At 70.5% G+C, this 24,873-nt stretch carries 26 protein-coding genes, 1 tRNA gene and 1 pseudogene; 15 read left to right on the forward strand and 13 right to left on the reverse strand.

The features are described 5' to 3' along the window. Window positions 1-139 precede the first annotated feature (139 nt). The 4 genes and pseudogenes from IE246_RS14410 to IE246_RS14425 all read left to right on the forward strand — a co-directional run bounded on the left by IE246_RS14410 (window position 140) and on the right by IE246_RS14425 (window position 1,989). Entirely contained in the window at window positions 140-541 is a 402-nt protein-coding gene (locus IE246_RS14410) for an MAPEG family protein (protein ID WP_189990779.1), read from the forward strand. A 10-nt stretch (window positions 542-551) separates the two neighbouring features. Next, window positions 552-1,271, forward strand: a complete 720-nt coding sequence (locus tag IE246_RS14415) for an SDR family NAD(P)-dependent oxidoreductase (RefSeq protein ID WP_189990780.1) — start codon at window positions 552-554, stop codon at window positions 1,269-1,271. Window positions 1,272-1,428: 157 nt separating this feature from the next. Next, window positions 1,429-1,545: pseudogene (locus IE246_RS28245) on the forward strand (TetR/AcrR family transcriptional regulator); the annotation flags it as partial. Window positions 1,546-1,557: 12 nt separating this feature from the next. Next, window positions 1,558-1,989 (forward strand): TetR family transcriptional regulator C-terminal domain-containing protein, encoded by a 432-nt coding sequence (locus tag IE246_RS14425; protein WP_189990783.1) that lies wholly within the window; start codon window positions 1,558-1,560, stop codon window positions 1,987-1,989. 39 nt (window positions 1,990-2,028) lie between these two features. Here the strand turns inward: IE246_RS14425 and IE246_RS14430 are convergent, their stop codons facing one another. The 3 genes from IE246_RS14430 to IE246_RS14440 form a co-directional block, all read right to left on the reverse strand. Further along, entirely contained in the window at window positions 2,029-2,949 is a 921-nt protein-coding gene (locus IE246_RS14430; protein WP_189990785.1) for an HNH endonuclease, read from the reverse strand. 139 nt (window positions 2,950-3,088) lie between these two features. After that, window positions 3,089-5,422, reverse strand: coding sequence for a xanthine dehydrogenase family protein molybdopterin-binding subunit (locus IE246_RS14435; protein WP_189990787.1), 2,334 nt, complete (start codon window positions 5,420-5,422; stop codon window positions 3,089-3,091). 3 nt (window positions 5,423-5,425) lie between these two features. Further along, complete coding sequence (locus IE246_RS14440; RefSeq protein WP_189990789.1) at window positions 5,426-5,878, reverse strand: (2Fe-2S)-binding protein; 453 nt, start codon at window positions 5,876-5,878, stop codon at window positions 5,426-5,428. A gap of 368 nt (window positions 5,879-6,246) precedes the next feature. Between IE246_RS14440 and galE the strand changes: the two genes are divergently transcribed. Then, window positions 6,247-7,245, forward strand: coding sequence for a UDP-glucose 4-epimerase GalE (gene galE, locus IE246_RS14445; RefSeq protein WP_189990791.1), 999 nt, complete (start codon window positions 6,247-6,249; stop codon window positions 7,243-7,245). Window positions 7,246-7,322: 77 nt separating this feature from the next. On the opposite strand, the gene IE246_RS14450 is transcribed toward galE, so the two are convergent. From IE246_RS14450 to IE246_RS14460, 3 genes are all read right to left on the reverse strand, one after another. Next, window positions 7,323-7,399: transfer RNA gene (locus IE246_RS14450), tRNA-Arg, on the reverse strand. A 186-nt stretch (window positions 7,400-7,585) separates the two neighbouring features. Beyond that, a complete protein-coding gene (locus IE246_RS14455) occupies window positions 7,586-8,569 on the reverse strand; it encodes an N-carbamoyl-D-amino-acid hydrolase (protein WP_189990793.1) in 984 nt (327 codons plus the stop codon). 299 nt (window positions 8,570-8,868) lie between these two features. Continuing rightward, a complete protein-coding gene (locus IE246_RS14460) occupies window positions 8,869-9,708 on the reverse strand; it encodes a TauD/TfdA dioxygenase family protein (protein WP_189990795.1) in 840 nt (279 codons plus the stop codon). A 109-nt stretch (window positions 9,709-9,817) separates the two neighbouring features. On the opposite strand from IE246_RS14460, the gene IE246_RS14465 reads away from it, so the two are divergent. Then, the gene (locus IE246_RS14465) at window positions 9,818-10,831 is read left to right on the forward strand and encodes an alpha/beta fold hydrolase (protein ID WP_189990797.1); all 1,014 of its coding nucleotides are present in this window, start codon (window positions 9,818-9,820) and stop codon (window positions 10,829-10,831) included. Window positions 10,832-11,034: 203 nt separating this feature from the next. Then, window positions 11,035-12,009: a DMT family transporter gene (locus tag IE246_RS14470; RefSeq protein ID WP_189990799.1), complete on the forward strand. Its 975-nt coding sequence runs from the start codon at window positions 11,035-11,037 to the stop codon at window positions 12,007-12,009. 3 nt (window positions 12,010-12,012) lie between these two features. Here IE246_RS14470 and IE246_RS14475 read toward each other — a convergent pair whose 3' ends face one another. Then, a complete protein-coding gene (locus IE246_RS14475) occupies window positions 12,013-12,891 on the reverse strand; it encodes a MurR/RpiR family transcriptional regulator (RefSeq protein WP_189990801.1) in 879 nt (292 codons plus the stop codon). Between the two features lie 67 nt (window positions 12,892-12,958). Here IE246_RS14475 and IE246_RS14480 point away from each other — a divergent pair, with 67 nt between their 5' ends. After that, complete coding sequence (locus IE246_RS14480; protein ID WP_189990803.1) at window positions 12,959-13,711, forward strand: COG4280 domain-containing protein; 753 nt, start codon at window positions 12,959-12,961, stop codon at window positions 13,709-13,711. Next, entirely contained in the window at window positions 13,711-13,920 is a 210-nt protein-coding gene (locus IE246_RS14485; protein WP_189990805.1) for a hypothetical protein, read from the forward strand. The genes IE246_RS14480 and IE246_RS14485 overlap by 1 nt, the downstream gene beginning before the upstream one ends. Window position 13,921: 1 nt before the next feature. Here IE246_RS14485 and IE246_RS14490 read toward each other — a convergent pair whose 3' ends face one another. Next, a complete protein-coding gene (locus IE246_RS14490; protein ID WP_189990807.1) occupies window positions 13,922-15,145 on the reverse strand; it encodes a CoA transferase in 1,224 nt (407 codons plus the stop codon). Window positions 15,146-15,247: 102 nt separating this feature from the next. Here IE246_RS14490 and hspQ point away from each other — a divergent pair, with 102 nt between their 5' ends. The 4 genes from hspQ (at window position 15,248) to IE246_RS14510 (ending at window position 18,472) form a co-directional block, all read left to right on the forward strand. Then, window positions 15,248-15,574 carry a heat shock protein HspQ gene (gene hspQ / locus IE246_RS14495; RefSeq protein WP_189990809.1) on the forward strand — a complete coding sequence of 109 codons (327 nt, stop codon included), beginning with the start codon at window positions 15,248-15,250 and terminating at the stop codon, window positions 15,572-15,574. 250 nt (window positions 15,575-15,824) lie between these two features. Continuing rightward, window positions 15,825-17,132 (forward strand): ArgE/DapE family deacylase, encoded by a 1,308-nt coding sequence (locus tag IE246_RS14500; protein ID WP_189990811.1) that lies wholly within the window; start codon window positions 15,825-15,827, stop codon window positions 17,130-17,132. Window positions 17,133-17,311: 179 nt separating this feature from the next. Beyond that, window positions 17,312-17,839: a PAS domain-containing protein gene (locus IE246_RS14505; protein ID WP_189990813.1), complete on the forward strand. Its 528-nt coding sequence runs from the start codon at window positions 17,312-17,314 to the stop codon at window positions 17,837-17,839. Between the two features lie 93 nt (window positions 17,840-17,932). Further along, window positions 17,933-18,472, forward strand: coding sequence for a PAS domain-containing protein (locus IE246_RS14510; protein WP_189990814.1), 540 nt, complete (start codon window positions 17,933-17,935; stop codon window positions 18,470-18,472). A gap of 23 nt (window positions 18,473-18,495) precedes the next feature. Here the strand turns inward: IE246_RS14510 and IE246_RS14515 are convergent, their stop codons facing one another. The 5 genes from IE246_RS14515 to amrS all read right to left on the reverse strand — a co-directional run bounded on the left by IE246_RS14515 (window position 18,496) and on the right by amrS (window position 22,836). Beyond that, window positions 18,496-18,813 carry a virulence factor gene (locus IE246_RS14515; protein ID WP_189990817.1) on the reverse strand — a complete coding sequence of 106 codons (318 nt, stop codon included), beginning with the start codon at window positions 18,811-18,813 and terminating at the stop codon, window positions 18,496-18,498. A gap of 15 nt (window positions 18,814-18,828) precedes the next feature. After that, on the reverse strand, window positions 18,829-19,503 hold the full coding sequence (locus IE246_RS14520; RefSeq protein ID WP_229837137.1) for a DUF1638 domain-containing protein: 675 nt from the start codon (window positions 19,501-19,503) through the stop codon (window positions 18,829-18,831). Window positions 19,504-19,553: 50 nt separating this feature from the next. Continuing rightward, the gene (locus IE246_RS14525) at window positions 19,554-20,264 is read right to left on the reverse strand and encodes a cobalamin B12-binding domain-containing protein (protein ID WP_189990819.1); all 711 of its coding nucleotides are present in this window, start codon (window positions 20,262-20,264) and stop codon (window positions 19,554-19,556) included. A 128-nt stretch (window positions 20,265-20,392) separates the two neighbouring features. After that, a complete protein-coding gene (locus IE246_RS14530; RefSeq protein WP_189990821.1) occupies window positions 20,393-21,442 on the reverse strand; it encodes a response regulator in 1,050 nt (349 codons plus the stop codon). Between the two features lie 227 nt (window positions 21,443-21,669). Beyond that, complete coding sequence (amrS, locus tag IE246_RS14535; RefSeq protein ID WP_308434491.1) at window positions 21,670-22,836, reverse strand: AmmeMemoRadiSam system radical SAM enzyme; 1,167 nt, start codon at window positions 22,834-22,836, stop codon at window positions 21,670-21,672. Window positions 22,837-22,906: 70 nt separating this feature from the next. Here amrS and amrB point away from each other — a divergent pair, with 70 nt between their 5' ends. Both amrB and IE246_RS14545 read left to right on the forward strand, forming a co-directional pair. Continuing rightward, entirely contained in the window at window positions 22,907-24,301 is a 1,395-nt protein-coding gene (gene amrB / locus IE246_RS14540; RefSeq protein ID WP_189990823.1) for an AmmeMemoRadiSam system protein B, read from the forward strand. Window positions 24,302-24,303: 2 nt separating this feature from the next. Continuing rightward, window positions 24,304-24,840, forward strand: a complete 537-nt coding sequence (locus IE246_RS14545; protein WP_189990825.1) for a hypothetical protein — start codon at window positions 24,304-24,306, stop codon at window positions 24,838-24,840. The last annotated feature ends 33 nt before the right edge of the window (window positions 24,841-24,873 follow it).

Raw genomic sequence — 24,873 nt, forward strand, 5'->3', positions numbered from 1 at the left:
TCCCACCCGATCCGGAGTCCAGAACAAATCAGGAACAATCGACCGTCGGTCGAGGCGATCGTCGGAGATTGACTAATCTACCTTCTAGTAGGTAAATTTCGCTCGTCCACCACGGAACGGCCTCGACAGGGAGACGGATATGACCACCGAGCTGTACTGGATGACGTTGACGGTGCTGATGACGGCGCTGTTCTGGGTGCCCTACATCCTCAACCGCATGGCGGTCCGGGGTCTCGGCGCGACCCTGTCCGCCGAGCTGCCGGAGCGCGGCGAGCCGCAGGCGGCCTGGGCGCAGCGCGCCGCCAAGGCGCACACCAACGCGGTCGAGAACCTGGCGATCTTCGTCCCGGCGGTGCTGGTCGCGCACGCGCTGGCGATCTCGACCCCGGCGACCCAGGCGGCCGCCGTCGTCTACTTCTTCGCCCGCCTCGCGCACTTCGTGGTGTACAGCGCCGGCATCCCGGTGGCCCGCACGCTGGCCTTCGCCGCCGGCTGGGCGGCGCAGGTCGTGATCATCGCCTCGATCCTCGGCTGGCTGTGAGGCAGGTGCCATGACCGTCCGCCCGATCACCCTGATCGCCGGCATCGGCGAAGGCCTCGGCGTCAGCCTCGCGGCCGCGTTCGCGGCCGACGGCCACGACGTCGTCGGGTTGTCGCGGTCGGACCGCGCCACCGGCCCGGCGACCGAGGCGGTGGCCGTCGCCGCCGGCCGGTACAGCCACCTCGTCGTCGACCTGACCGACGTCGCCGCGACGGCGGCCGCGATCGCGCCGTTCGCCGACCGCGTCGAGGTGCTGGTCCACACCGCGCACACGCTGCTGATCAGGCCGTTCCTGGAGACCGCGCCTGCCGAGTTCGAGGCGGTCTGGCGGACCGGCTTCCTGGGCGCCGTGCACGCGGCCCGCGCCGTGCTGCCGGCCATGGTCGAGCGCGGGAATGGCACGATCGTGCTGGCCGGCGCCACCGCCAGCGTGCGGGCCGGCGCCCGGTTCGCGGCCTTCGCCTCGGCCAAGTTCGCGCTGCGCGGGCTCGCCCAGTCGCTGGCCCGCGAGTTCGGGCCGGCCGGGATCCACGTCGCCCACCTCGTCCTGGACGGGCTGATCGACGAGCCGCAGACCGACGGCCGGTTCGGCCCCGCTGGGGACGGTCCCACGGGGGACGGACGCATGGATCCCGACGCCATCGCCGCCGCCTGCCTGGCCCTGGCCCGCCAGCCGCGCTCGGCCTGGACCCAGGAGCTCGACCTGCGCCCCAGCACCGAGAAGTTCTGAACCCGCCCGGCGGCCCCGATCGCGAGGAATTGATCGCGGCCGCCGGCACGGGGTATTTGGAGCGTCAGGCACCTACCGCAGCACGGGAACCCGAGCGATAACCACGCCCGCCAAAGCCCCGTCCCCGCGATCGAACACCGCAGCGGACATCCTCGACATCGCCGAGACGCTGATCCAGACGCGCGGCTACAACGCGTTCAGCTACCAGGACATTTCCGACGCCCTCGGCATCCGCAAGGCCAGCATCCACTATCACTTCCCGTCGAAGGCCGATCTCGGCCTGGCGGTGGTCGACCGCTACGCCGACCGCTTCGGCGCCGCCCTCGAGGTGATCGCCGCCGACGACGGCCAGTCCGCGATGGCGATGCTCGACCACTATCTCGAGCCGTACCTGATATTCGCCGGCACTCCGGACCGGGTCTGCCTGTGCGGCGCGCTGGCCGGCGAGATGCCGGCGCTGCCGGAGCCGGTGCGCGACCGGGTCGCCCGGTTCTTCACCGAGCACCAGGCGTGGCTGGCGGCGACCCTGGAGCGCGGCCGCCGGCGCGGCGAGTTCGCCCTGCGCGACGACCCGGCCAAGATGGCCCGGCTGGTGTTCGGCGCCCTGCAGGGCGCGCTGCTGGTCAAGCGCACCACCAACGACGCCTCGCAGCTGCACGACGTGATCGCCGTGCTGAAGCACGGGCTGACGGGCGGGACGGCGCAGCCGGCCGGCTGAACGCGACCCGGCGCCGGGCGCGCCCTAGCCCTTGAAGCCCTATCCCTTGAAGATCGTCTTGCGGTGATACCGAAGGTGCTTCGGGTTCGGCCGCTGGTCGTCGCGCGACGGGACGATCAGACGGTTGTCCTCGTTGAACAGGCGGGTGACCGTCGGCGGCAGATGCCCTTCGGCGGTCAGGATCGTCAGGTCGTCGTCGATCGAGACCAGCCCGCGGTCGAACATCCAGTGCACGGTGCCCGACAGCGCAAGCCCGTTGCGTACGGAGTCCGAGCCGCCCGACGCGACGGGGCGGATGTGGGCTGCCTGCACCTCGGCGCGGCCACCGCCGTTGATGATGCGAATCCCGGTCATCGCACAGGTATTCCCGTAGGCAGACTTGACCGCGACGGCGAAGGCTGCGTCCCGGAACGGGCGCCGCACGACGCGCTCGACGATCGGCCGCTCGAAGGGCGTCTGGTCGGCTTCGGACAGCCCGCCCCTGGCCTCGCCGGCGGGAACGGCGGTCACCGTCGAGGCCGCCGTCTCGAACAGGGTCGTCGCAAAGCCCGCCTTCAGGACGAGATCGTATTCGAGCTCGGACATGACCCGCACGGCCCGGCCGAACATCCCCTTGCTGGTGCCGCCGTCGGGGCGCCGAAGGGCCCGCTCGTAGTAGTGGGTTCCTTCGCGGAACGGGACCGGATGATCGAACTCGAGGAAGTCGGCCACATAGGCGAAGAAGTGATCCTCGCGGTCAGGATCTCGCTCGATGCGAGTGACTCGCGCCGTCGCGAAATAGGCCTGCCGGCCGCCGCGGCTGTTCGCCCGCCCGGACGTCCGCCGCGGCTCGTAGTAGACGATCCAATCGCCGACCACGGCTTCGACCTGCCGGAGATAGGTGCGCGGAAAGTGGTACCGCTCCTCCGGCAGGTCGTCGTAGTCCGGCTCGACCTTGGTCGTGAACACGCCCTTCGACAACGATCCCGCCCCGCCGCGATCCGCGCGGCCAGGCTAAGGCGACTGCAACCTTGACGTCAATTTCCGGCTCGGCACGCAGGCAAGCGGACGGACCGGCGGGAACGCGCATCGTGCGCCCCCGCCAGCCCTCGGGCGGTCGTCACGCCTTGGTCTGGTCGCCGATCGGCAGGTCGCGGATGCGCTTGCCGCCGGCGTTGGCGATGGCGTTGGTCAGCGCCGGCAGGAACGGCGGCACCGCCGGCTCGCCGACCCCGGTCGCGTGCACCGCGAACGGATGCGGCACGATGTGGGCATGCACCACCTCCGGGAAATTGTCGGAGCGCACCATCCGGTAGTCGTGGAAGTTGCTCTCCTGGACCGCGCCGTTCTCGAAGTTGACGCCGCCGTGCATCGCCGCCGTCATCGCGAACACGCACGCCCCCTGCATCTGCGAACGCACCCGCTCCGGGTTGGCGACGAAGCCGCAGTCGATGGCGACGTGCACCTCCGGTACCCGCACCGTGCCGTCGGCCCCCAGCGTCACCCGGACCGCCGTGGCGATGTAGGACACGAAGCTGCGGTGCACGGCGATGCCGAGCCCTTCGCCCTTCGGCAGCTGCCGGCCCCAGCCGGCCTTGGCGGCGGCCAGTTCGACGACGCCGCGCAACCGCCCGGTGTCGAACGGGAATTCCTCGGCCGGCTCGCCGTTGTTCCACATCGGCTGGGCCAGCCCCATGGCCTGCCAGTCGAGCTTGCGCGGACTGCCGATCATCTCCAGCAGGAAGTCCTTCTGGTCGCGCCCGAGCTCGTCGGCCAGCTCGGCCGTGATCGACTGCACGGCGAAGGCCCGCGGGATGTTGGACACCGAGCGGAACCAGCCGACCCTTGTGTGGGCCATCGCCTTGCACTGCTCGGCCCGCACGTTCGGGATCTCGTAGGGCATGTCCTCCAGCCCCATGCCGACCTCGATCGGGTGCTGCACGCCCTCGTCCGGCGCGAAGGTCGACAGGAACGACGGTGCCGCACTGCGGTGCCGCCAAGCCACCGGCCTGTTGTCCTTGTCGAGGCCGATCTCGATCCGCTCGACGCTGGTGGTGTGGTGGTAGCTGTGCCGGATGTCGTCGTCGCGGGTCCACTGCACCCGCACCGGGGTGCCGGCCAGCTTCGACAGGTACGCCGCCTCGATCGCGAAGTCGCATTTCGACTTCCGCCCGAAGCCACCGCCGAGCAGGGTCACGTGGACCGTGACGTCCTCCTCCTTCATGCCGAGATAGTCGGCGATGTCGAGGCGGGCGCCGTACGGGCTCTGCAGCGGCCCCCAGACCTCGCACTTGCCGTCGGCGACGTTGGCGAGTGCGACCGGCGGCTCCATCGGCGCGTGCACCATGTGCTTCTGGTAGTACTCGCGCACGAACACCCTGGCGGCGCCGGCCAGCGCCTTCTCCGGGTCGCCCTGATCGCGCACCGGGTTGCCCGGGGCCGCGGCCGAGGCGCGCAGCTCCTTCTCGTAGGCGACGGTGTCGAAACCGGCGTGCGGCCCGTCGTCCCAGGCGATCTTGAGGGCGTCGCGGCCCTTGAGGGCGGCCCAGGTGTTGCGGGCCAGCACCGCGACCCCGCCCAGCGGCTTGAACTTCGAGCCGAGCGGCGTGCCCGGGATCTGCTCGACCCGGACCACGCCCGGGACCTTCAGCGCGGCGGAAGCGTCGACCGACTTCACGGTGCCGCCGACCACCGGCGGCCGCGCCACCACCGCGAACAGCATGCCGGGCAGCGCCACGTCGGCGCCGTACACCGCCTTGCCGGTGGTGATGTCGTGCAGGTCGACGATCTGCACCGCCCCCTTGCCGATGTAGCGGAACGCCTTCTCGTCCTTGTATCTGAGCCGGTCGCGCGGCGGCGTCGGCAGCGCCATCGCGGCTTCCGCCAGCTCGCCGTAGCCGGCCCGCAGGCCGAGCGACTTGTGCACGACCTCGTGGCCGATCGCCTCGACGTCGTCGGGGTCTGCGTTCCACTTCGCCGCTGCCGCCTGTTCGAGCATGTGCCTGACCGCGGCGCCGATGTCGCGGGCCGGCTGGATGTGGTGACGCAGGCTGCGGGAGCCGTCGGTGTCCTGGTTGCCGTACTTTTTCTCGTCGCCGACCGCCTGGACGATCTTCACCCGCCCCCAGTCCGCCTCCATCTCGTCGGCGATGACCATCGGGATGCTGGTGCGCGAGCCGGTGCCCATCTCCGAGCGGTGCGCGACGATCGTCACGGTGCCGTCCGGGGCGATCGCGACGAACACGTGCGGGTCGTCGACCACGCCGTTCGGCATGGTCAGACCGCCGTGCTTGTAGGCGACGTAGGCGTCCGCCGGGAACACCTGCAGGGCGACGGCGAAGCCGGCGGCCCCGGCCAGGAAGCCGCGGCGGCTGACGTTCTCGATCACCGTCCGTCCGGTCCCCCCGGAGGGCAGCGGGCGTGGCGACAGGGTCTTCTCGATGTGGTGCAGCATGGCTCACGCTCCCGTCGAGGCATGGCGGACGGCCGACACGATCCGCTGGTAGCAGCCGCAGCGGCAGACGTTGCCCTGCATGCCCTCCAGGATCTCCTGGTCGGTCGGATTCGGGTTGGCCTCCAGCATCGCCGCCGCCTGCATGATCTGCCCGGACTGGCAGAATCCGCATTGCGGGACATTGAGTTCGCGCCAGGCGATCTGGACCCGGTGGCTCCCGTCGGGCGAAAGCCCTTCGATCGTGGTGACCGACTTGCCGGCCGCCTCCGCGACCGTGGTCAGGCAGCCGCGCACCGCGACGCCGTCCAGGTGCACCGTGCAGGCGCCGCACAGCCCGACGCCGCAGCCGTACTTGGTCCCGTTGAGGCCCAGCTCGTCGCGGACGAACCACAGCAGCGGGGTATCCGGATCGCCGTCGAAGCTCTGCTCGACGCCGTTGATCCTGAGCTTGACCATGATTGCCTCTCCTCCCGGTTGCGTGCGCCGGATGCCACGGGGAGAGAAGCCGCGAGGTAGGCAGCGGCGCCCGCGCGGGCCGGCACCGGGCCGGTCGACCCGGCCACTGGTATGGTAGTCGACTCATACGATGACCGGTCAATGCAATTCGGCATGGTAAAGCGGGAACCAGGCCTGTTCCGGCAATGCGCGAATCCCCCTGAAGGCAGGTGGATATCGCGGACGATGGCGGTCCCGGCGCGGTCGCGATAACGGAATTGTGAACGCTCCCCGATGCGGCGACCGGAGCGGTGGCACCGGACCGTTCCGGGACGCTAGTATCGGCCGCCCGGGGCCGGTGCGGCCTCGCCCGTCCTCGAGGAACGTCGATGGCACGCATACTCGTCACCGGCGGGGCCGGCTATGTCGGCTCGCATGCCTGCAAGGCCCTTGCCCGCGCCGGGCACGAGCCGGTGGCGCTGGACAACCTGGCGCAGGGCGACCGCTCCCTGGTGCGCTGGGGGCCGTTCGAGGTCGGCGACATCACCGATCCGGCCGGCCTGGACGCCGTGTTCCGCCGGTACAGCCCGGAAGCCGTCATGCACTTTGCGGCGGTCACGAATGTCGGCGAGTCGGTCGAGAACCCGGATCTCTACTTCCGAACCAATGTCGACGGCACGGTGACCCTGCTCGAGGCGATGGAGCGCCATCGGGTCGACGTCCTGGTGTTCTCCAGCAGCTGCGCCGTCTACGGCGCCCCGGACGCCGTACCGGTATCCGAAGACCACCGGCTGGCCCCCGTCACCCCGTACGGCGCCAGCAAGCTGATGGTCGAGCGCATTCTGTCCGACTTCGGCCAGACGAGGGGACTCCGGTCCCTGTCCCTGCGCTACTTCAACGCCGCCGGCGCCGACCCGGACGGCGAGACCGGTGAGATCCACGATCCCGAGACCCATGCGGTTCCGCTGCTGCTGATGGCGGCCACCGGCCGGCTTCCACGGTTCGACATATTCGGCTCCGACTATCCGACGCCGGACGGCAGTGCGATCCGTGACTACGTCCACGTAAGCGACCTTGCCGACGCGCACGTTTGCGCCCTCGACCATCTGCTGAGGGGCGGCGGCAGTGCCGTGGTCAACCTCGGAACGGGACGGGGTACGTCGGTGCTGCAGCTGATCGAGGCGGTCGAGCGGACGACCGGCCGGCCGGTGCCCCACCGCCTGCAGCCGCGCCGCGTCGGCGACCCGCCTATCCTGGTCGCCGATCCCGGCAGGGCCGGCACGCTGCTGGGCTGGCGGCCGCGGTTCCTCGAGATGGCCGACATCATCGCGACGGCCCATGCCTGGATGGAGCGGCCGGTCGGGGTGCGACGGACCGCCCGCGGCTGACCTCGGCCGTCACGGGCGCACGCGAACGGCCGGCAGCACCGCCGCCGCCATACTCGCCGAGAATGTCCGAAAGGGAATGGCGCACCCGACAGGATTCGAACCTGTGACCTCTGCCTTCGGAGGGCAGCACTCTATCCAGCTGAGCTACGGGTGCGTCAGACGGCGGAACCTAATGCGGTTCGTTCCGCGGTGCAAGGCATGAAGCGCTGCTTGTCGGCGGATGGGTCCCGGGTCGCGCTACGCTTGCCCGGGATGAGGATTGGGGAAGGCGCTTCACAACATTCCTCATCCCCGACGGACGCGCGACAGCGCGACCGATCCGGGACCCACCCCAACCAACCTAGGCCTTCCGCCCCAGCGCCGGGTCGATCTTCACCGCGTCTTCCGGCGACACCACGCCGGCGGTGCCGGTGATCAGCCCGTAGGCGTGCGGCTGGCGGTGCTTGTGGAAGGCGAACACCGTCTCCTTGTAGGACCGGCACAGGTCCAGGTCGCAGTCGGCGGTGATCAGCTCGTCGCCCTCGGTGACGGCCAGCGCCACGGTCTCGCCGGACGGCGCGATGATCTGGGTGCCGCCCATCTGGTGCACCCCCTCCTCGACCCCGGCCTTGGCGACGCCGACCACCCAGGTGCCGTTCTGGTAGGCACCGGACTGCATCACCAGGGTGTTGTGGTGCCAGGACAGGGCGTCGTGCTCGGGCGCCGGCGGGTTGTGGATCGGCGTGTTGTAGCCGAGCAGCACCATCTCGACGCCCTGCAGGCCCATGACCCGGTAGGTCTCCGGCCAGCGCCGGTCGTTGCAGATCGCCATGCCGATCCGGCCGCCGAACGCGTCGGCCACCCGAAAGCCCAGGTTGCCGGGCTCGAAATAGCGCTTCTCGAGGTGCTGGAAAGCCCGCCACGGCTCGTGCTCGGCGTGGCCGGGCAGGTGAACCTTGCGGTATTTCGAGACGATCCGGCCGTCGCCGTCGACCAGGATCGCGGTGTTGAAGCGGCGCCTGGCGCCGTCCTCGTGGGTCAGTTCCGCGTAGCCGAGGTAGAAGCCGATGCCGAGGCGCTTCGCCTCGTCGAACAGCGGCGCGGTCTCCGGCCCCGGCATCTCGGTCTCGTACCAGCGGTCGAGCTCGGCCTCGTCCTCGATGTACCAGCGCGGATAGAAGGTGGTCAGCGCCAGCTCCGGGAACACCACCAGCTTGCAGCCGCGGGCATGCGCCCGGCGCAGCAGGGCGATCAGCCGCTCGACCACCTGGGCGCGGGTCTCGTCCTTGGCGATCGGGCCGAGCTGGGCGGCCCCGACGGCGACGATGCGGGTGCTACCTGACATCTGATGCTCCGTGTGGTCATGGATCCCGGATCGGGTCCGCCTTCGGCGGTCCCGTCCGGGATGAGGGCTGGAGAGGGAATCCATACTCCGGTTCCCGGCCCGCATGCCAGCGGCAAGCCGCCGTTCGTGGCCGTCGCGTAGATGCCCGTCGCGACGTGGGTCCCGGAGCCGGACGCATGCGCGTCCCCTCCGGGATGACGATGCGAGGGAGAACAGCTGCCCCGGAGAAGCCTCTCTCCTTCGTCATTCCGGAGACGCGCAGCGGGCTCCGGAATCCACCCGCCGCGCCGACGCCCGCCTTACACCGGCTTGTCGCCGCCGAGCGTGATGCGGTGCATGAGCCGGCGGAAGCCGTGGTAGTCGTTGATCGGGTTGTGCTGGGTGCAGCGGTTGTCCCAGAACGCCACGGCACCCGGGGTCCAGCGGAACCGGCAGGTGAACTCGGCCTTGATCTGGTGCCGGAACAGGAACTCCAGGATCGGCTGGCTCTCGTCCTCGGTCATGCCCTCGAAGTGGGTGGTGTGGGCGACGTTCACGTACAGCGCCTTGCGGCCGGTCTCCGGATGGGTGCGCACCACCGGGTGGCGCGACACCAGCTCGTCGCCCTTCATGCCGACCGAGGAGTGCTTCAGCATGTCGGTGCGGGTCTGCTGGACCCGGCCCTTGCCGGAGATGTTGACCGCTGTCAGCCCGTCCAGGAACCGCCGCATCGGCTCCGACAGGGCCTCGTAGGCCAGGTACTGGTTGGCGAACTCGGTGTCGCCGCCATAGGGCGGGATGTCGATGCCGTACAGGATCGTGCCCATCGGCGGGACCTGCTGGTAGGTCGTGTCCGAGTGCCAGATGCCGCCGAAGTTGTTGCGGTCCTCCTCGCGCTTGAGGATCGGCGTGATCTCCGGGTAGCCGTCCAGCCCCTTCACGAACGGATAGGCCACCGGCTCGCCGAACCGCCCGGCGAACGCCATGAAGCGGTCGGGCGACAGCTCCTGGTCGCGGAAGAACACCACCAGGTGATCCAGCAGCGCCCGGCGGATCGCACCGACGGTCTCGTCCGAGAGATCCTGCGACAGGTCGACCCCGGCGATCTCGGCGCCGATCGCGCCTGCGACCGGACTGACGGCGATGCTGTTCTGAAGCATGGCGAATCCCTTCTCGCGTCTCCTGCCCGTGGAACGCTAGCGCGGCCGGCGGGCACGGCCTACCGTAACCGGCGCAAAACTGATCGGCGATTCAGGAAAGGATGCGGGGATGCCCGACGCGCAGGTCTTCGAACTCGGCTCCATGAAGCTGCAGCGCGGCATGACCGTGCCGAACGCCCGGATCGTCTACCAGACCTACGGCACCCTGGCGCCGGACAAGTCGAACGTCGTGCTGTACCCGACCTCCTACGGTGCCCAGCACCACGACACCGAGTGGCTGATCGCGCCCGACCGCATCCTCGACCCCGGCCGCTGGTTCGTGGTGATCCCCAACATGTTCACCAACGGGCTGTCGACCTCGCCCGGCAACATGGCCGAGCCGTTCGGCCACGGCCGGTTCCCGGAGTTCACCCACTGGGACAACGTGCACGCCCAGAAGCGGCTGCTCGAGGAGGTGTTCGGGATCGAGCGGATCGCGCTGGCCTATGGCTGGTCCATGGGCGGCCAGCAGGCGCTGCACTGGGGCGCGATCTTCCCGGACCGGGTCGAACGGATCTGCGCGGTCTGCACCTCGGCTCGCACCTCGGTCCACAACAAGGTGTTCATCGATGGCACCCGCGCGGCGCTGACCGCCGACCCGGCCTGGCGCGGCTCGTACTTCGACGGCCGGCCGGTCGCCGGCCTGCGCGCCATGGGACGGGTCTACGCCGGCTGGGCGATGAGCCAGGCATTCTACCGGGAGAAGCTGTACCTGCAGGCCGGGTTCAGCGACCTGGAGGACTGGCTGGTGCGGAGCTGGGAGGGCAATTTCCTGCGCCGCAACGCCGACGACCTGGTGGCCAGCTTCAAGACCTGGGAGCTGTCGGACATCAGCGACAACGAGATCTACCAAGGCGACCTGGACAAGGCGCTGGGCGCGATCACCGCCAGGTCGATGATCATGCCGTCGCGCACCGACCTGTACTTCACGCCCGAGGACAGCGAGGCCGAGACCGCGAAGATGCCGAACGCCGAGTTCCGCCCGATCGAATCGATCTGGGGCCACCGAGCCGGCAACCCGGCGCTGAACCCGGAGGACATGCGCTTCATCCGCAAGGCGGTCGACGACCTGACGGCCGCCTGAAGAACGCCGTCGGCGGCCGGGCGGCCTATATCGCCGGAAGGTGGCGGCCGCGGCGATCGTGATCGAGCCGCCGCGCGGACCGGCTTCGCGCCGTGGAGCCGGCCATACGGGACAGCGGTTCTTGCCGCAATCCGCTTGCGCCAGGGACCGTGTTGGTCCCGAATGTCGAGAGGGCGTCCTGCCCGTCAGCCGAGCCGAGTCCGATGGCATCCCAAACGGCGGCGCCCGCCGCCGCCCCAGCAGCCGATACCGCACCGCCCGACCGGCCGCTGCTGGCGATCGGCCTGCTGCTCGGCGCCAACTTCGTGTTCACCGCCATGGACGGATTCGCCAAGGGCCTGGCTGGCACCGGCATGGCGGCCGAGCAGATCATCCTGATCCGCTACCTGCTGGTCACCGCCCTGTTGGTGCCGGCGGTGCTGCGGCACTGGGGCGCCCGGCCCTGGCGGACCGGCCGCCCGGTCGCCCACGTGGTGCGCGGCGTGCTGCTGATCGGCTCGGCGACCCTGTTCGTGCACGCCATGACCCACCTGCCGCTGGAGACCGCGACCGCCATCGGCTTCGTCTCGCCGCTGTACGTGACCGCACTGTCGATCCCGTTCCTCGGCGAGAAGGTCGGGATCCGGCGCTGGGCGGCGGTCGGGGCCGGCTTCCTCGGGGTGATGCTGATCCTGCGGCCGGGTACCGACGTGTTCCAGCCGGCCATGCTGATCCCGCTGGTGTCGTCGCTGTGCTGGGCCGGCGGCCTGATCATCACCCGGCAGATGCGCGGCACCGAGAAGCCGCTGACCATCCTGATCTGGTCGACCGCCGCCGGGCTGGTCGCGATCGCCCCGCTCGGGCTGGCCGACTGGCGGACGCCGACGGTGCGCGACTGGGGGTTCTTCGCCGCCATCGCCGCCTGCCACGTGGCCGGCCAGTACCTGACGATCCGCGCCTTCATGCTGGCCTCGGCCTCGCTGATCGCGCCGTTCTCCTACAGCACCCTGCTGTGGGCGATGCTGATCGGCGCCTTCGCCTTCGGCTCCTTTCCCGACGCCGCGACCCTGATCGGGGCCGGCGTGCTGGTCGCCGCCGGCGTCTATGTCTGGCACCGCGAGCGGCAGGTCACCGGCAAGCCGACCAATCCCGGCGGCTCGATCGCCGAGGTGGCGGAGGCCGAGGCAGGCAACCCCTAGCTATCAGAGCGCCAGGTCCGGCCCGGCGACCTCGGCCCGCAGCCGATTCAGCTCGCGCAGCGCCTCCAGCGTCTGCTCCGGGCGACGCGCGGCGACGCCGACCAGCAGGGCCTCGATGAACGCCAGGGTGGCGGTGTGCAGGCTGACGGTGTCGGCCCGGCCACGCGGAATGTCGAGCACCAGGTCGGCGCGGCCGCCGATCTCGGCGCCCAGCGTGTCGGTCATCAGGATCCGCGGCACGCCGAGCGCGTCGGCCCGGTCGAACACCGCCCGAAGCTCCGGATAGATCCGGCCGTAGGCCATGACGACCAGCAGGTCGCCGGGCCGCAGGCGCAGCAGCCGGTCGGCCAGTAGCAGGCCGCTCTCGGTCAGGGCGAGCGTGTCCAGGCCGAACCTGCCGAGCTGGACCGCGAGATACTCGGCCATCGCGCTCGACGGACCGAGGCCGAAGACCGCCACCCGGCCGGCCTGCACCACATGCTCGACGGCCGCCCGGAACTGCGGCGCCGTGACGCTGCGCCTGAGCGAGGCGATCGACTCCGCATGCAGGTCGAGGGTGGCGGCGAACGCCGCGTCGGGGTCGCCGCCGACGGACTGCAGGGTGCGGGCGACCCGGCCGGCCGGGCTCAGGTCCCGGCGCAGTTCCTCCGCCAGTTCCCGGCGCAGGGCGTCCAGCCCCTCGTAGCCGAGCGCCTTCGCCGTCCGCACCACGGTGGCGTCGCTGGTCTCCGCCTTGCGGGCGAGTTCGGCGGCCGACGCCACCAGCACCTCTTCCCGGTGATCGGCGAAGTACCGCGCGACCCGGCGCTCGGCCAGGGTCAGGCGCTCGACCGCCGCGCGGACCCGCTCGGCGAAGGTGGTTTCGATCCCATGGCTTGACATCGACGTCGCGCTCACTACAGATTCGAATATTCCTGTCGTATATACTACACACACGTGGGAGCCAACCATGGACGGCATGACCTGGACCGTCGCCGCGCCGGCGGTCGGGGCGGCGTTCACCGCCTCGGTCGTCGAGGTGGTCGAGGCCTTCACGATCGTTCTGGCGGTCGCCACCCTGCGCGGCTGGCGTCCGGCGGTCGCCGGCACCGCCGCCGCGCTGGCGGTGCTGGCGTTGCTGGTCCTCGGTCTCGGGCCGCTGCTCGGGCGGGTGCCGCTGGAGGCGCTGCAGCTGGTGATCGGCGTGCTGCTGCTGCTGTTCGGCATGGGCTGGCTGCGCAAGGCGGTGCTGCGCTCGGCCGGGGTGCTGGCCCTGCACGACGAGGAGGCGGCGTTCGCGGCCGAGACCGAGGCGCTGACCGAGGAGGGCCGCAGGAACCCGGCATCGCTCGACTGGATCGCCGGGCTCGGCGCCTTCAAGGCGGTGCTGCTCGAAGGGCTCGAGGTGATCTTCATCGTCATCGCGGTCGGTGCCGGCCGCGGCATGCTCGGGGCCGCCGCCCTCGGCGCCGCCGCCGCCTGCGCCGCGGTGCTGACGGTCGGCGCGATCGTGCACAAGCCGCTCTCGAAGGTGCCCGAGAACACCCTGAAGTTCGGCGTCGGCGTCATGCTGTCGTCGTTCGGCGTGTTCTGGACCGGCGAGGGGCTGGGCATCGAATGGCCGGGCGCCGACCTGGCGCTCCTCGTGTTCGCCGCGGTGTTCCTGGTCGCCGGCGCCGGGCTGGCGACGCTGCTGCGCCGCCCGGCGGGGGAGGCCGCGTGATGGAAATCCTGAAGGAAGTCGTCGCCGAACTGGTGAAAATGTTCGTCGCCGACGCCCGGCTGAGCGTCGCCGTGCTGATTCTGGTCGGCGCGGTGGCACTGCTGCTGGATGTCGGCCACGCCGCCCCGCTGATCGGCGGGGCGGTACTGCTCGGCGGTTGCCTGGCGATTCTGGCGGCGGTCACCGCCGCGACCGCCCGGCGGCGCTGAGCTACTCTCCCTCCCGCGCCACGATCCCGGCGTCGTACAGCTTGCCGATGGCGCCCGACGACAGGCCGAGGACGTCGCCGAGGATGGCGTCGTTGTCGGCCCCGAGCGACGGCGCCGACCGGGCCTCCGAGCGCGCCTCGCCGGCGGCGGCCAGCGGCGAGCCGGCCGCCAGCACCGAGCCGACCCCCGGCTGCTCGATCGCCGTGAACAGCGGGTTGGCGGTTGAGACGCGCGGGTCGCGGGCCAGCGCCTCGGTCATGGTCTGGTACGGCCCCCAGGACACGCCCGCCGCGTCGAACGCCGCCGCCACCTCGGCCAGCGGCCGGGCCGCCACCCAGGGGGCGACCAGCGCGGCGATGGCGTCGCGGTGGAGGTAGCGCGCGCCCTCCTCCGACAGGTCGGCGCCCAGCCGTTCCTCCAGCAGCGTCACGGCGTCGGCGATCCCGCAGACCTTGACCAGCCCCGACCACTGCTTGCGGGTCAGCGCCACGATCATCACCCGACGGCCGTCGGCCGTCGGGAAGTCGCGGCCGAAGGCGCCGTACAGGTCGTTGCCGGACGGCGGCCGGTCGACGCCGCCGAGCGCCGCCTCGGCCAGCATCCCGAGGTGCCCGACCGTCGCGAACGCGACGTCGGACAGCGCGAGGCTGATGCTCCTGCCCTGGCCGGTCCGGGCCCGCTCCAGCACCGCCGACACCAGCCCGAACGCCGCGGTCAGGCCGCAGGCGACGTCCCAGGCCGGCAGCACGTGGTTGGTCGGGGCATTGGGGCCGCCGGTCCCGGTCATCGCCGGCAGGCCCACGGCGGGGTTGACCGTGTAGTCGACGGCGTTGCTGCCGTCGAAATTGCCGGCGATCTCCAGCTTGATGACGTCGGCCCGGCGCGCCCGCAGCACCTCGTCCGCGAGCCACGGCATGCCGGCGAAGTTGGTCAGCAGCAGGCCGCCGCCCTCGCCGGGAGCGGCGATCAGGTCCTGCACCAGCTCGCGGCCCTCGGGCCGGCGGATGTCGACGCAGAGCGAACGCTTGCCCTTGTTCAAGCCGGTCCAGAACAGGCTGCGCCCGGTCCCCGGCGCCAGCGGCCAGCGCCCGTAGTCGAGCCCGCCGCCCGGGGGGTCGAACCTGATCACGTCGGCGCCGGCCTGGGCCAGGGTCAGCCCGGCGAGCGGGGCTGCGACGAAGGCCGAGCCCTCGACGACGCGGAGGTGATTGAGCGGGCCGAACATGCTGGGGGACTCCCTGGGACGCGACGGCGGCAATCTTGTTCGTTCCGCGGAAAAGATCAAATATGAGAGGTTGTCGCTGGGTCCGATCACCGGATGGAACGAATGAAGATCGTCGCGCCGAACTTTTCCCTGGGGGCCATCGTCAGGCACCGCCTGTACGACTTCCGCGGGGTCGTGTTCGACATCGATGCCGAGTTCGGCAACACCGAGGAGTGGTACGAGGCGATTCCCGAGCACCTGCGGCCGCGCAAGGACCAGCCGTTCTACCACCTGCTCGCCGAGAACCCGGAGAGCTACTACGTGGCCTACGTCTCCGAACAGAACCTGGTCGAGGACGCCGCGAACGGCCCGGTGGGCCACCCGAAGATCCCCGAGCTGTTCGACCGCCTCGAGGACGGCCGCTACGTGTTCAAGCAGACCTCGGCGTAGCTCACCCCCGTCAAGCCGGAACGCCCCATGGCTTCCGGAGTCCGCTACGCGGCTCCGGAATGACGACAGTGGGTAGAGCGGGACGGCCTCCTTCCCTTCGTCATCCCGGTGAGCTCGCAACGCGAGCGGCTCCGGGATCCATGGAGCAGGCGGCGGGCGCGCCGGCCTAACGCGCTCCCACTTGCCGCCCGCCGCCGCGTCGGCGCAGGATACCGGTTCCTGAACGCAACCGGACCACAAGGCGGCTGACATGAACGCGGACCCGAAGGCGGCTCTCGGCGAGGATCTCGTGCGTCGGATCTGCGACGCGGTGGATGCCGGATTCGACGACCAGATCGCGTTCCTGCAGGAACTGGTGCGCCGCCCGTCGGTACGCGGCCAGGAGCACCTCGCCCAGGACCTGATGTTCCAGGCCATGAACGAGCGCGGCTACGAGATGGACCGCTGGAAGGTCGACCCCAAGGACATCGAGCACCATCCCGGCTTCTCGCCGGTCGCGGTCGACTACGCGCACGCCTGGAACGTGGTCGGCACCCACCGGCCGCGCAACGAGACCGGCCGCTCGCTGGTCCTGAACGGCCATGTCGACGTGGTCCCGACCGGCCCGCTCGACATGTGGACCGACCCGCCGTTCGCCGCCGTGATCAAGGGCGACTGGATGTACGGCCGAGGTGCCGGGGACATGAAGGCCGGCGTGGTCGCAAACCTGTTCGCCATGGACGCGCTGCGCCGCGCCGGCCTGCAGCCGGCCGCCACCGTCCATATGGAGACGGTGTGCGAGGAGGAGAGCACCGGCAACGGCGCGCTCGCCACCCTGGTACGCGGCTACAGGGCCGACGCCGCCCTGATCAGCGAGCCGTCGGGCGGCAAGATGACTCGCGCCACCATGGGCGTGCAGTGGTTCCAGGTGAAGGTCCGCGGCCACCCGGTGCACGTCGCCCAGGCCGGCACCGGCTCGAACGCCATCCAGGCGGCCATGGACCTGGTCCCGGCCCTGAAGGCGGTCGAGGCGAAGTGGAACGCCCGCAAGGCCGGCACCAAGCACTACGACGTGCACGCCCACCCGGTGAACATGAACGTCGGCAAGATCGCCGGCGGCGACTGGGCGTCGTCGGTGCCGGCGTGGTGCACCATGGACTGCCGGATCTCGATCTTCCCGGGCTTCAAGCCGGAGGAGATGCAGCGCGATATCGAGGACGCGGTGCGCAAGGCGGCATCGGGCCATCCGTTCCTCTCGAACAACCCGCCCGAGATCGTCTGGAACGGCTTCTTCACCGAGGGCTACGACCTGGAACCGGGGAGCGATGCCGAGACCGTGCTGAGCCGCTGCCACGAGCGGATCTCCGGCGCGAAGCCGGTGGACTACGTCGCCACCGCCTACATCGACAGCCGGGTGTTCGTGCTCTACGCCGACATGCCCTGCATGGTCTACGGGCCGATCTGCGAGGATGCCCACGGCTTCGACGAACGCGTGAACATCCCGTCGATCCGCGAGGCCACCAAGGCGATCGCGCTGTTCATCGCGGAGTGGTGCGGAGTCGAGCCGGTTCAGGCCTGATCCCGGCTCCGGACCTGTTCCCGGGCCTGCCCCCCGCCTGCCCCCCGCCTGCCCCCCGCCTGCTCCCCGGCCTGCCCCCCGGCCTGCCAAAGTACCGTGGAACCACCGGCGACGGTTCGGTATGGTTGCATCGGGCCGTGCCTCGTCCCCGCCCGCCCCTCTCGCGCCCTGGGAGGTCCATGACCATCGATCCGCTCCGACCGGAGAACTGGGTGCCCTATTCGCCGGAGCACGCTTCCGAGGCGGCGGTTCGCCTGCACGACTACTGGGCCTCCAAGCGCGCCGCGCCGGACATGGTGCCGAGCCGAGACGACATCCGGCCCGAAGAGATCAAGCCGCTGCTGCCGTTCGTGTGGATCATGGATTTCGAGCGACAGACGCGGACTTTCCGGTACCGGCTGATCGGCACCGCGGTGGTGGAAGGGGTCGGCCGGGACTACACCGGGCGCACCCTCAAGGAGTGCCATCCGAATGCCGGCGCCTACGAGTTCGCGACCCGGGCACTGACGCGGATTCTGGAGGACCGGCAGCCGCTGTGGCGCCGCGGGGTGCCGATGTTCCACCATGAGACCGAGGCCCTGCGGCTGGAGAACCTCGCCCTGCCGCTGGCCTCCGACCGGCGGACGGCCGACCGGATCCTGGGCCTGACCCTGTTCTTCGACAGTGAGAACCGGCTCTACCGCCCCGGGGTGATCCGGGCGACCTGACCACGACGGCTTCGCTACGGGATGTCCGAAATGGGCCGCCGGGCGGCCGGCTGATAGTTTCCCGGCTCCGATCCGATGTCGAGCGAGAGAGCTTTGGGAATCACCGTGACTATCGCTGCAGGACAATCGGACGACTGGCGACCGTATCCCGAGGAGGGGCCGTCGGAGCTGATCGGGCAGCTGCACGACTACTGGCATGCCCGCCGCGGCGGAACGGACCGGGTACCGAGCCGAGACGACATCAGGACGGAGCACATCGAGCCGCTCCTGCCTTTCGTCTGGCTGCTCGACTTCGACCGCGGCACGCGGGACTTCAGGTGTCGCCTGATCGGCCCCGCCGTCGTCGACGGGGTGGGTCGCGACTGCACCGGCCGCACGCTCGCCGAAGTCCACGGCGACGCCCGCCTCCACAGCCGGGCCGTCCGCCCGTTGCTGGACATGATGGACGACGCGCGGCCGCGCTGGCGGCAGGGCCCGCCGCTGCTGGTGCACGACGCCACCGATCTGTGGCTGGAGAGCCTCATCCTGCCGCTGGCCACCGACCATCGGATGCCCGACCAGGTCCTCGGGATGACCCTGTTCCTCGCGAGCGGGCGGCGAAACCACCGACCCGTCGCCCTCCGCGTCGTCTGACCGCGCGCGGTCGGCCGGGCTGCTCAGCCGTTCTCCCAGCCGCCGCCGGCGATCGCGGCCCGCAGTCGTTCGGCCGGCCAGTCGGCCTCGAGCGCCTCGGCCTTGGAGCGGGCGGTGTCCTCCATGTCGTCGTCGGGCACCTCGACCGGATCGGAGCGCCGCCACTCCTCCAGGTAGTCGTCGGACTGCTCGGCGCCGCCGCGCATCGCCGCCGCGTCGATCGCCGCGATGAACCGGTTGGGCAGCTCGACCTTGGCGCTGTCGCGCCGGCGGCCGCGGCCCTTCTCGACCACCACCTGGGCCGGAATGTCGCGCCAGTACATGACGATCAGGCTGGCCACCGGCACCTCCTGTCTTCAGGCGTCGGCCGGCACCGGCGTGCCGGCGGCCCGGGCGACGAAATCCGCGAGTTCCCCGTAGCCGACCATCCGGTACTCGAACGCCAGCCCGAGCCGGGCCGCAGCCTTGGCGGCCCGCGCCTTCAGGGAGGAATCTGCGAGCTGGGCCAGGTACACGACCTTGCTGTAGTTGCCGAAATAGTCCGGCAGCAGCTCAGGATGCCGGTCCAGGCCGAGGCCCTTGATGATCAGGCGGTCGAAGTGCCGGACCAGGTAGTCGGTGAGGAAGAAGCAGCCGGGCTCGTCCTCGGTGAGCGCCTCGAACCCGGCCGTGCCCATGAAGAACTGGTAGCAGTGCGGCCCGGGGATCCGCTCGACGCCCTCGGCGGCGAGCGCCCGGTCGAGCTCTCCGCCGGTGCCGCAGTCACCGTAGATCACGCAGATCCGGTCGTAGGCGCCACGCGCCGACCTGATCTTGCGCAGCACGCCGGGCGTGATCTTCTGCGGAACGTTGTGCCAGTGCGCCGGCAGGCAGGTGATGGTCAGCTCGGCCCAGCCGGTCGCCCGCTTCAGTGCCACCAGTTCCCGGGCCAGCGCGCCGCAGGCGATGAACAGGGTGGTCGGCCGCACGATCCGCTCCATCGGCGAGGCGGCATCGTCCCCCCAGGTCGCATCGGGTTGCAGGTCGTCCATCGCGTGTCCTTCCTCCGGCCCGCCCCGCGGGCCGCATCGGCTCGATCTCCTCAGCCCTCGGCCGCCTCCGAGTTGGACTTCCGTCGCTCGGCGATCAGCGCTTTGGCGGTCTCGACGGCGACCGCGGCATCCCGGCAGTAGGCGTCGGCCCCGACGCTCTCCGCAAACGCCTCGTTCAGCGGCGCGCCGCCGACCAGGACGATGTAGTCGTCGCGGATGCCCTTCTCCTGCATCGCGTCGATCACGACCTTCATGTACGGCATGGTGGTCGTCAGCAGCGCCGACATGCCGAGGATGTCGGGCTGGTGCTCCTCGATCGCCGCCAGGTAGTTCTCGACCGGGTTGTTGATGCCCAGGTCGATGACCTCGAAGCCGGCGCCCTCCATCATCATCGACACCAGGTTCTTGCCGATGTCGTGGATGTCGCCCTTGACCGTGCCGATCACCATCTTGCCGACCCGCGGCGCGCCAGTCTCGATCAGCAGCGGCCGCAGGATGGCCATGCCGGCCTTCATGGCGTTGGCCGCCATCAGCACTTCCGGCACGAACAGGATGCCGTCGCGGAAGTCGATGCCGACGATCCGCATGCCCTCGACCAGCGCCTTGGTCAGGACATCGTAGGGCGCCCAGCCGCGCTCGAGCAGAATGTTGACGGCCTCGACGATCTCGTCCTTGAGACCGTCGTAGAGGTCGTCATGCATCTGCTGGACGAGTTCTTCGTCGTCGAGCTCGGAAAGAACGATGTCGTCGTCCTCGGCCATGCCAACCCTCCTGACGGCTCCTGGTCAACCTCGCCGGAAGAGACACGGGAATCGGCGGCATCGCTGCCACCGCCGCGACCGATCATGTCGGTCGCGCGACATGAGTCGAGGACCCGCCGGCTCGGGGCTCAGCCGGAAGATGCGGCGGTCCCGCCGCCGGCCCCGGGGGCGGCGGCCTCGACGCTTTCCTCCGCCGCCTTCAGGGTGGCCAGGATCTGGCGCCCGACGGGGCCGCCGTCGTCGATGATCTCGCGCGCCAGCGCGTCGCGCAGCGCGTCCAGATAGGCTCGCAGGAGCGCCAGCACGCCGCGCACCGGCCGGCCGGTGTCGGCGGTATGGCCGACCAGGCCGCGAACGATCATCCCGACCAGGAGAAGCCCGCGCGTCTCGGTCAGGGCGGCGGCCTCGCGGGCGACCGCGTTCAGGCGCTTGAGCGCCTCGCGGTCGGGCTTGCCAGCGAGTTCGGCAAAGGCCTCGTCCATGCGATGGCGGGTCAGCCCGAGCATCGCCAGCGCCTGCTCCTTCTTCAGCCTGATATGCGCACGCGCCGGCTCGATGGTCTCGCTGCTCAGGCCGTTGCGCAGCGCCAGCGCGAGGTCCGGCTCGGCCGTCGGCATCCGGCGGAACCTGAACACGGTGGTCGACGGCTTGATCTCGAAGCCCAGGCTGGTCGACGCCACGGTCTGCTCTGCCGGCCCGGTGACCGTGCGACGGTCGACCATCTGCTGGCGGTTGGCGCGCCGCCGGTCCGGCCCGGTGTAGGAGCCCGACACGATGAAGTCGGTACGGTCCGCCGGCCATTGGCTCAACGCCTGCGCCACCGGCTCGGCCTGCAGGGGCCGGCCGAGGAAATGCAGGCAGCCGAGCACCGCGGACTTCCGGATGTCGGCCTCGGTCAGGGCCTCCCCGACGAGGCCGAGCGCGAGACCCGGATACGGGGCGTCCGGGTCGCGGCGCACGAACCGGAACACGTCGAACGGCGTTCCGTCCTTCAGCTGCTTGTCGACCAGGACCAGAACGAAGTCGTGGGTCGCGCGCCCCAGAAGCTCGACGGCCTCCGCAGCGCCCGCCACCCATTCCACCGTCGGGCCTTCCGATCCAACGGCAACACGGGTCAGCTCCCGCATCACGCCGATGTCTTCGCCGACTACAAGTACCCGCCCCTTGGTTTCGTGCATTGCACGTATCATCCGCATCGTATTCCTACTGTGCGGCGGTATTCACGGCCCCCAGCCCTTAACGAATCGTTAACGCCGCAGCGTCCGATCGCCCAGATCCGCCCGACCGCTGCGCGTGCCGGGGCACTCGCGCCGCCGATCCTTGCCCGCCACGGGCGATACCGGCGAGCCGGGAACGCATGCCCCGGACACGCATGCTCCGGACACGCATGCTCCGCACACGGGGCTCACGTGGCGAACGAGGCGACGTCCACGGGGCGACGCCGGCGCCCCCAGTTTCCCGGCGGGCCGTCGAAGACGCCGGCCATCCGGGTGCCGCAGGAGGTGCAGCGCCCGTCCGAGGTCAGGTTCCAGTCGGACAGCTCGTACCAGTCGCGGCCGATCGTACGGCTGCCGCAGGCGTGGCAGTAGCTCGACTGCCGCCCGATGTCGTGCACGTTCCCGATATAGGCGTGCCTCACGCCGTTCCGGCGGGCGATTCGCCGGGCCGTCGCCAGGGTGGCGAACGGCGTGTGCTGCGCGTCGAGCATGCGGTAGTCGGGGTGGAACGCGGAGAAGTGGATCGGGACGTCCGGCCCCAGATGCTCCACCACCCAGCTCGTCATGGCGTCGATCTCCGCCTCGTCGTCGTTCTCGCCGGGGATGATCAGGTTGGTGATCTCGACCCAAACCCCGGTCTCCCGAACCAGGTAGACCAGGGTGTCGAGCACCGGCTGGAGCTGGCTCTTGGTGACGTCGCGGTAGAACCGGTCGGTGAACCCCTTGAGGTCGACGTTGGCGGCGTCGATGTGCCGGAAGAAGTCCGGGCGTGCCCGGTCGGTGATGTAACCGGCCGTGACCGCGACGGTCTTCACGCCGATCTCGTGGCACGCGATCGAAATGTCGCGGGCGTACTCGTGGAAGATCACCGGGTCGTTGTAGGTGAAGGCCACCGAGCGGCAGCCCAGGCGGCGCGCGGTTTCGGCGATGGTCTCGGGCTGCGCCTCGGCCTGCATCCGATCCATCTCGCGGCTCTTCGAGATGTCGTGGTTCTGGCAGAAATTGCACGCCAGGTTGCAGCCGGCGGTCCCGAACGACAGCACCGGGGTACCCGGCAGGAAGTGGTTCAGCGGCTTCTTCTCGATCGGGTCGACGCAGAAACCGCTGGAACGGCCGTAGGTCGTGAGCACGATGGCGTCGTCCTGCCGCGCCCGCACGAAGCAGAGCCCGCGCGCACCTTCCTTGAGACGGCAGTAGCGCGGGCACATCTCGCACTGGACACGGCCGTCGTCCAGCATCCGCCAGAACTCGGTCGGGACGATCGGCCCCTTGCCCCGGACCGGCGGCGGCGCGGTCTCGGCGAGGCCGGGCACGGCGGTTTCCCGAGGACTCGACGACCCCTGCTCGCTCTGCACCCAATTCTCCTTTCGCCTCGACCGACGACGCTGTCACACCCGCGCGCCGTGTGTTAATCAAATGGTTACCATGACACCGTCTGCCAACGTCTCGGTCCGGCCCCCGGAAGTCGCCGGGCGCTTCTATCCGGACAGCCACAACGCCTGCGTCGACCTGCTGGAGCGTTGTCTGGCAGCCGCCCGTCCGAGCGGCGGCGTCGACGCCAAGATCCTTGTCGCCCCCCACGCCGGCTGGGTGTTCTCCGGCCCGATCGCCGGGACCGCCTACGCCTCGCTGCGGCGCAGGGCCGACGCCATCCGGCGGGTCGTTCTGCTGGGACCGGCACACCGGGTCGCGTTCCGCGGCATCGCGACCACCAGCGTCGACGCCTGGGCCACGCCGCTCGGCACCCTCGCGGTCGATTGGAAAGCGTTGACCGAGGCCCTGGCCGTCCCGGGCGTGGCGGTCGCCGACGCCGCCTTCGCCGAGGAGCACAGCCTGGAGGTCCATGCGCCGTTCATCCAGCGCGTGTTCCCGCGGGCGGCGATCGTGCCGCTGCTGGTCGGCGACGCCCCGATGGCGCTGGTGTCGGAAGTCGTCGGCCGGCTCTGGGGCGGGCCGGAGACCCTGATCCTGGTGTCCTCGGACCTGTCGCACTTCCACGACCAGGCGACCGCGCGCCGGCTCGACGCCGAGACCGCCGGCCTGATCGAGACGCTGCGGCCGGAGAACCTGAACGGCCGCGGCGCCTGCGGGCACCGTGCGCTCGCCGGCGTGCTCGACCAGGCCCGGAGCCGCGACCTCAGGGCCACGACCTTCGACCTGCGCACCTCCGGCGACACCCGGGGCAATCCGGACCGGGTGGTCGGCTACGGGGCCTTCGCGCTCGAGTACGCCCACGCCGCCCGGTTGCCGGAAGCCGACCGGCGGCAGCTGATCGAGGCCGCACGGTTCGGCGTGAAGTTCGGCATCGAGCACGGCCGCACCCCGAAGGTCGGCCTCGGGGGCGGGCTGTCGCCGACGCTCACCACCCGGCGTGCCTGCTTCGTCACGCTGACCCTCGACGGCCGGCTTCGCGGCTGCATCGGCAGCATGGCCCCGCACCGGCCGCTGCTGCCCGACGTGATCGACAACGCCTGGAAGGCGGCGTTCGGCGACCCCCGGTTCCCGCCCCTGACGGCCGAGGAGCTCGACCGGATCGAGGTCTCGGTGTCGATCCTGTCGACGCCGCGTCCGATGTCGTTCGCCGACGAGGCGGACCTGGTCCGGCAGCTGCGCCCGGACATCGACGGCCTGATCATGCACGACGCCGACCGCCGCGGAATCTTCCTGCCGAGCGTCTGGTCCGGCCTGCCGAAGGCCGAGACCTTCCTCACCCAGCTGAAGCGCAAGGCCGGGCTGCCGACCGACCACTGGTCCGAGACATTGCGGGTGTTCCGTTACACCACCGAAAGCTTCGGGGCCGCGTTCCGGGAGGTCGCATAGGCATGGCGAAGTCCCCTCCGCCGTTCGATTCGCCGCCGCCGCCGACCGCCTACGCGCCGGCCCCGAAGCCGCGCCGGCCGGTCGCGACCGGCGTGGACTTCGCCCTCGAGAACACCCGCCAGCTCAGGGATCTGTGGTCGCTCAAGCGGCCGGGCCGCGGGGCCCTGCCGGCCTACCGGTTCTTCGACGAGCTGGAACTGCGGCCATGGGCCGACAACCTCGTCCTGTACAAGGCCGAACGGCTCGACGACCAGTACGTCTACCGGTTCGAGAAGGTTGGCAAGGGCGTCGCCGCCATCGACGGCGGCGACTTCACCGGCAAGCTCATGCACCAGGCCCTGCCGCCGACCCAGCTTTGGGCGATCGTCGGGCACTACGACGCCGCGGTACGGACCCGCGGCCCGGTCGAGTTCCACGACACCATCCCGTCGCCCGACGGCGGATCGGTGAAATGGGACAAGCTGGTCCTGCCGCTCAGCGACGACGGTACCGAGGTCGACCACCTGCTGATGCTGCTGTACGCCGAGAAGGTCGGCTGAGCGTCGCCTCCCCGGGACAGCGGGCCCGACGTC

The sequence above is a fragment of the Thalassobaculum fulvum genome, from assembly GCF_014652915.1.
GTDB classification, from domain to species: domain Bacteria; phylum Pseudomonadota; class Alphaproteobacteria; order Thalassobaculales; family Thalassobaculaceae; genus Thalassobaculum_A; species Thalassobaculum_A fulvum.

Bases quoted from the DNA above. Each gene is read 5' to 3' on its own strand.
- IE246_RS14410 (WP_189990779.1), top strand. From the start codon at position 140: ATGACCACCGAGCTGTACTGGATGACGTTGACGGTGCTGATGACGGCG.
- IE246_RS14415 (WP_189990780.1), top strand. From the start codon at position 552: ATGACCGTCCGCCCGATCACCCTGATCGCCGGCATCGGCGAAGGCCTC.
- IE246_RS14435 (WP_189990787.1), bottom strand. From the start codon at position 5,422: ATGCTGCACCACATCGAGAAGACCCTGTCGCCACGCCCGCTGCCCTCC.
- IE246_RS14440 (WP_189990789.1), bottom strand. From the start codon at position 5,878: ATGGTCAAGCTCAGGATCAACGGCGTCGAGCAGAGCTTCGACGGCGAT.
- galE (WP_189990791.1), top strand. From the start codon at position 6,247: ATGGCACGCATACTCGTCACCGGCGGGGCCGGCTATGTCGGCTCGCAT.
- IE246_RS14455 (WP_189990793.1), bottom strand. From the start codon at position 8,569: ATGTCAGGTAGCACCCGCATCGTCGCCGTCGGGGCCGCCCAGCTCGGC.
- IE246_RS14460 (WP_189990795.1), bottom strand. From the start codon at position 9,708: ATGCTTCAGAACAGCATCGCCGTCAGTCCGGTCGCAGGCGCGATCGGC.
- IE246_RS14465 (WP_189990797.1), top strand. From the start codon at position 9,818: ATGCCCGACGCGCAGGTCTTCGAACTCGGCTCCATGAAGCTGCAGCGC.
- IE246_RS14470 (WP_189990799.1), top strand. From the start codon at position 11,035: ATGGCATCCCAAACGGCGGCGCCCGCCGCCGCCCCAGCAGCCGATACC.
- IE246_RS14475 (WP_189990801.1), bottom strand. From the start codon at position 12,891: ATGTCAAGCCATGGGATCGAAACCACCTTCGCCGAGCGGGTCCGCGCG.
- IE246_RS14480 (WP_189990803.1), top strand. From the start codon at position 12,959: ATGGACGGCATGACCTGGACCGTCGCCGCGCCGGCGGTCGGGGCGGCG.
- IE246_RS14485 (WP_189990805.1), top strand. From the start codon at position 13,711: ATGGAAATCCTGAAGGAAGTCGTCGCCGAACTGGTGAAAATGTTCGTC.
- IE246_RS14490 (WP_189990807.1), bottom strand. From the start codon at position 15,145: ATGTTCGGCCCGCTCAATCACCTCCGCGTCGTCGAGGGCTCGGCCTTC.
- hspQ (WP_189990809.1), top strand. From the start codon at position 15,248: ATGAAGATCGTCGCGCCGAACTTTTCCCTGGGGGCCATCGTCAGGCAC.
- IE246_RS14500 (WP_189990811.1), top strand. From the start codon at position 15,825: ATGAACGCGGACCCGAAGGCGGCTCTCGGCGAGGATCTCGTGCGTCGG.
- IE246_RS14505 (WP_189990813.1), top strand. From the start codon at position 17,312: ATGACCATCGATCCGCTCCGACCGGAGAACTGGGTGCCCTATTCGCCG.
- IE246_RS14520 (WP_229837137.1), bottom strand. From the start codon at position 19,503: ATGGACGACCTGCAACCCGATGCGACCTGGGGGGACGATGCCGCCTCG.
- IE246_RS14525 (WP_189990819.1), bottom strand. From the start codon at position 20,264: ATGGCCGAGGACGACGACATCGTTCTTTCCGAGCTCGACGACGAAGAA.
- IE246_RS14530 (WP_189990821.1), bottom strand. From the start codon at position 21,442: ATGCACGAAACCAAGGGGCGGGTACTTGTAGTCGGCGAAGACATCGGC.
- amrB (WP_189990823.1), top strand. From the start codon at position 22,907: ATGACACCGTCTGCCAACGTCTCGGTCCGGCCCCCGGAAGTCGCCGGG.
- IE246_RS14545 (WP_189990825.1), top strand. From the start codon at position 24,304: ATGGCGAAGTCCCCTCCGCCGTTCGATTCGCCGCCGCCGCCGACCGCC.